Origin of the sequence: Streptomyces sp. NPDC057654 (genome assembly GCF_042800135.1) — a bacterium.
Taxonomy (GTDB): domain Bacteria; phylum Actinomycetota; class Actinomycetes; order Streptomycetales; family Streptomycetaceae; genus Streptomyces.
The window spans coordinates 1-4,592 of sequence record NZ_JBHVHQ010000701.1 but is presented as its reverse complement, the minus strand read 5'-3'; the positions used below and the strand labels follow the sequence as shown (position 1 = coordinate 4,592).

The 4,592-nt window shown below is 72.3% G+C and carries 7 protein-coding genes and 1 riboswitch; of the genes, 2 read left to right on the top strand and 5 right to left on the bottom strand.

Annotated elements, in window-relative coordinates; all coding sequences use genetic code 11:
* On the top strand, positions 1-668 hold a 668-nt coding region (locus ACFU99_RS33990; protein WP_384399515.1), incomplete at its 5' end, for an aminotransferase class I/II-fold pyridoxal phosphate-dependent enzyme.
* A 64-nt stretch (positions 669-732) separates the two neighbouring features.
* On the opposite strand, the gene ACFU99_RS33985 is transcribed toward ACFU99_RS33990, so the two are convergent.
* Positions 733-957: a DUF397 domain-containing protein gene (locus ACFU99_RS33985; RefSeq protein ID WP_384399512.1), complete on the bottom strand. Its 225-nt coding sequence runs from the start codon at positions 955-957 to the stop codon at positions 733-735.
* Positions 958-966: 9 nt separating this feature from the next.
* Positions 967-1,872 carry a helix-turn-helix domain-containing protein gene (locus ACFU99_RS33980; RefSeq protein ID WP_384399509.1) on the bottom strand — a complete coding sequence of 302 codons (906 nt, stop codon included), beginning with the start codon at positions 1,870-1,872 and terminating at the stop codon, positions 967-969.
* 223 nt (positions 1,873-2,095) lie between these two features.
* Between ACFU99_RS33980 and ACFU99_RS33975 the strand changes: the two genes are divergently transcribed.
* Complete coding sequence (locus tag ACFU99_RS33975; protein WP_384399506.1) at positions 2,096-2,527, top strand: ATP-binding protein; 432 nt, start codon at positions 2,096-2,098, stop codon at positions 2,525-2,527.
* Between the two features lie 46 nt (positions 2,528-2,573).
* On the opposite strand, the gene ACFU99_RS33970 is transcribed toward ACFU99_RS33975, so the two are convergent.
* The 3 genes from ACFU99_RS33970 to ACFU99_RS33960 all read right to left on the bottom strand — a co-directional run bounded on the left by ACFU99_RS33970 (position 2,574) and on the right by ACFU99_RS33960 (position 4,586).
* Positions 2,574-3,224 (bottom strand): GNAT family N-acetyltransferase, encoded by a 651-nt coding sequence (locus ACFU99_RS33970; protein WP_384399504.1) that lies wholly within the window; start codon positions 3,222-3,224, stop codon positions 2,574-2,576.
* A 90-nt stretch (positions 3,225-3,314) separates the two neighbouring features.
* Positions 3,315-3,785, bottom strand: a complete 471-nt coding sequence (locus tag ACFU99_RS33965; RefSeq protein WP_384399501.1) for a C40 family peptidase — start codon at positions 3,783-3,785, stop codon at positions 3,315-3,317.
* Positions 3,786-3,789: 4 nt separating this feature from the next.
* A riboswitch (cyclic di-AMP (ydaO/yuaA leader) is annotated at positions 3,790-3,999 on the bottom strand.
* Positions 4,000-4,277: 278 nt separating this feature from the next.
* Complete coding sequence (locus ACFU99_RS33960) at positions 4,278-4,586, bottom strand: hypothetical protein (protein WP_384399518.1); 309 nt, start codon at positions 4,584-4,586, stop codon at positions 4,278-4,280.
* Positions 4,587-4,592 lie beyond the last annotated feature (6 nt).

Genomic DNA, 4,592 nt, shown 5'->3' with positions numbered 1-4,592 from the left:
GCGGCCCGGCGCTGGCCGTCACCGACTCCGTCTTCTCCGCGGACGGGGACGCGGCGCCGCTGCCCGCGCTGGCCGCCGCCTGCCGGGCGAGCGGCGCGGCCCTGCTCGTCGACGACGCCCACGGGCTGGGCGTGCTGGGCGAGGGCGGGCGCGGCGCCGTGCACGCGGCCGGGCTCGCGGGCGCGCGCGACGTGGTCGCCACCGTCACGCTGTCCAAGTCGCTGGGCGGTCAGGGCGGCGCGGTGCTGGGCCCGGCCAAGGTCATCGGCCAACTGGTCAACGCCGCCCGTACGTTCATCTTCGACACCGGCCTCGCCCCGGCCGCCGCGGGCGCGGCGCTGGCCGCTCTGGACCTGCTGGCGGCGGAGCCGGGGCGGGCGGAGCGGGCGCGTACGGTCGCGTCCGAGCTGCACGCGCGGCTGACGGCGGCGGGGCTTACGACGCCCCGGCCGTCGGCGGCGGTCGTGTCCGTACGGGCCCCGTCGCCCGAGGCGGCGGTGCGGTGGGCGGCGGACTGCCGCGGCGCGGGGCTCGCCGTGGGGTGCTTCCGGCCGCCGTCGGTGCCCGACGGCGTGTCGCGGCTGCGGCTGACCGCGCGGGCGGATCTGACGGAGCAGCAGGTGGAGCGGGCGGTCGCCACGATCGTGGGGACCGCGCCGCCCTCGTGAGCAGTGGCTTTCACAAGCCGTCGGAACGGCTGGGCACAGGGGATGTCCGGCCCGTAGGGACTCGTCAGAGCGAGCCGTCGCGGACGGCCCCGACGAAGGAGTTCCAGGCGGCGCGGGAGAGCAGCAGCACGGGACCGGCCGGGTCCTTCGAGTCGCGGAGCGCGAGCAGACCGGATCGGGTGGCGGCGGTCTCGACGCAGTTGTTCATTCCGGTGCTGTGGCTGCTGCGGCGCCAGGCGGCGCCGAGCAGCTCCGCATCACCGGACAGCGGACAGGGCGTGGGGGACATGGTGCCTCCTCAGATGCCGACGCGGGTCTCGGCGTCGATCGTGGTGATGATCTCGGCGTTGATCTCGGAGATGAAATTCAACGATTCGTCGTGCGGCAGAGCGCGGGCCCGCAGGGTTTCGAACGCGGTGCAGTACGCCTGGAGGTCTTCCTTCCGCTCAAGGTAGTTGCTGCTCGTCAAATGGTCGAGAACGACCACATCCAGATCGGCCATGGGCGAAAAGGAGAAGATTACGAAAGGCCCGGTAATGCCAATATGGCCGCCCTGGGCAAACGGCAGCACGTGAAGACTCACATGGGGGAGCGCGCCGAACTCCCACAGTTTTCGCAACTGCCCCGCCATGACCTCCGGACCGCCCACCGTGCGCCGCAGCACGGCCTCGTCGAGGACCGCGCACAGCCGCATCGGCGGTGTCCCGCGCAGCACCGACTGCCGGGCCATCCGGACCGCCACCAGCTCCTCGACCTGCTCGTCCGGCGGGTCGCCCAGCGCCGCCCGGGTCACCGCGCGCGCGTAGTCGGGCGTCTGGAACAGCCCCGGCACCACGGTCGTCTCCAGCGTGCGGGCCTGTGAGGCCGCGGACTCCAGCGAGATGAAGTCCCGGTACCCGACGGGCAACAGGTCGTCGTACGCGTACCACCAGGTGTTCCGCGTACCGTCCCGGTCCGCGGGGCCGGGGCTGCACAGAGCCGCCAACAGGGCGCGCCGTTCGGCGTCCACCACCTCGTACGCGTCCAGCAGTCGCACCACGTCGGCGGGTTTCACGCCACTGCGACCGGTCTCGATACGGCTGACTTTCGACTGGTGCCAGCCCACCGCCGTCGCGGCCTGCCGGCTCGTGAGCCCGGCCGTCTCGCGCTGCCGCCGAAGTTCCGCGCCGAGTTTTCGGCGGCGCACCGCAGGCCCGTTCCGCATGATGACTCCTTTCACTCGGTGTCAATGCGCCAGTGTGCCGCGCAAATACGGTCTCCCGTCGCAGAGTTCACCGCTTTGAGCGACAGATATATGCACATCCGGCTGGATTGCCGCGTGGCTTGCACAATCGATGGCACTCTGTCGCGAAGAGCCGACCGGGGGCACGCACACGTCACCGCGCCACGTCCCGGAACCGGCCGGGTGGGAAAGGAACAGCGCCGCCATGGCAGACCTTCAGGAAGCATCCGTCTCTCTGCCGACCGTGCCCGCCTCGGTCTCCACGGCCCGCGGCCACGTCTCGAACGTGCTCGCCGAATGGGGGCTGCCGGAGCGGACCGAAGCGGTCGACATCATCAGGCTGATCGTCTCCGAACTGGCCACCAACGTGGTGCAGCACACAGGCGGCCGGTCGCCCGTCTTCACCGTGCTCGTCCAGCTCGACCGGGGCGAACTGCTGCGCATCGGCGTCGCCGACAGCCACCCGCGCCGGCCCAGACGCCTCCCCGCCGCCGTCCAGCAGGACAACGGCCGCGGCATGGTCGTCGTCCGCACCCTCACCAAGGAACTCGGCGGCAGCCTCACCATCACCCCGACCCACGACGGCGGCAAAACCGTATGGACCACACTGCCGTGGACGGGCCCGCGCGCGCTGTGACCTGACCGACCTGGCGGGCCGGCCGCCCACCGCGATCCTCGTCGGCCTACCTCGCCACCAGCAGCGCCTCCGCGCCCACCGGCGTGAACCCGGCCGCGAGCAGGGTGCGGACGCTCGCCGCGTTGCCCGGGGCGATCTGGGCCCACAGGGGTTCGCCGGGCGGGACCAGGTGGCGGGCCGCCGTCGCGAGGAGGCGGCCCAGTCCGGCGCGCTGAGAGCGCGGGGCCACCTCTACGGCCATCTCCCAGCGGCCGGCGACGCCACGGCCGATCAGCAGGGTGCCGCCGGGGTGCGTCCACGCTCGTACGTCGTCGCGGTGGCGTAGGGCCCGTACGATCCGCGGGTGGGTGCGGTCGCGCGTCGGCGTGAGGGGGAGCGGGGGCGGACCCGGGAGGGGGTGGGCGACGGTGAGCAGGTCGATGTTGTCCACCACCCGGTCCGTACGGGCGCACAGGGCGCTCAGAAACGGCGGGTTGAGCGGGGCGGAGAGGTCCCCGGGCGGCAGCCGGCCGCGCACCCAGCCGGCTTCGGCGTCGGTGAAGACCATGGTGTAGCCCGTCAGCGAAAGGACCCCCGCGTCGCGGCGGGAGGGCTGCGGGACCACGTCGACGCGGCCGTCGCAGGGCGGGAAGACCCCCTTCGCCAGGTCGGTGAGCAACGAGGCGAGCGGGGTCGTCCCACCCCCGGACCATGACACAGCAAGTGACTCCTCAAGGACCGTTCGGGCGCTGACCTGACGCGCTCAAACTACCCTCGGTCACTGACAATCGCCGGGTCGGCCGGCCCGTCAGCCCACGCGGCCGTAGCTCACGCTCCGCGACCAGATCTTCTCCAGGCGCACCACCGTCCCGCTCTTCGGCGCGTGCCAGATCCGGCCGCTCCCGGCATAGATGCCCACGTGGTAGACGCCGCCGCGGGAGTGGAAGAAGACCAGGTCACCGCCCTTGCGGGAGGAGGCGGAGACATGCCGGGCACGGTTGTACTGCCCGGCGGCCGTGCGCGGCAGCCGCTTGCCGGCGCGCTTGAACGAGTAGAGGGTCAGGCCCGAGCAGTCGAAGCGGTAGGGGCCGGTCGCCCCGTAGCGGTAAGGCGAGCCTTTCTTCGACGCCGCTACGCGCAGCGCCTTGGCGGACACCGTGGCGGCCTCGGCCTCGGGGGCGCCGGTCGGCAGGAGAGTGGTGGCGCCGAAGGCGACCAGAGTGAGTACGGAGGCGGCGCCGGTCCTGGACAGCAGTCGGGGGCGTGTGTGCGCTGTCATTGCGCGACCCTTCGTCAACCGCCTGTGAAGGGTGACCTGTCGGGTTCGGGCTGGCGAAGTTGCCCGGCCGCGTCCGCGGCTTCACCCCGAGGGGGCCACCCGTCGCTCCTCGTCGATCAGGTGGCCCCCGCCGTGCTCGGGTCCTCCACTCCTGCCGATGCACTCTTGTCGACCAGACGCCCGGTACGGCGGCAGGACTCGGCGTCCGCCCGGACCGCCCCGCGGAGGCGGGGGCTTGTCGTCTCAGGGATCTTGACGCATCCCTGGTACGAATTCCGAGCCGAAATCGCCTTATGTGAGGCTGGTCACGACTGACCTGTTCGGGTGGACACGCGGAATTTTCCTTCCGCGTCCCGCACCGTACGCAGCCCCGCACCAGCGGTGCGGTATCGCCGCCCGACCAGGACCCGCGCGCATTGCGCAAGTTGATCACTGCGGATCGTCCAGGCCCGTATACGCCTATCGGGGGATCGGCGTTGAGCTACCTGCGGGTCAACTGACCGGACCCGGTGGTATCGAGACCCGGCCCGTACGCCGCTCCCCGTCCAGTACCCGCAGCGCACGCTCCAGCGTGGCCGCGTGCAGCTCGCTCTCGCCGCGCTCGTGCATCACGGCCAGCGCGTCGCGCAGCCCCGCGGCCTTGGCGGCCAGCGCCTGCGCGGCACGCAGCGCGGCGTAAGTGCTGTGGCCGCGCGCCGGGTTGACGCGGCCCAGCAGGTCGACCGCCTCCAGATAGCGGTCGACGAGCTCGCTCTCCGCGCGCGTCAGCGACGGCAGCGGCGGCAGTTCCGGCGGCAGCACCGGAAC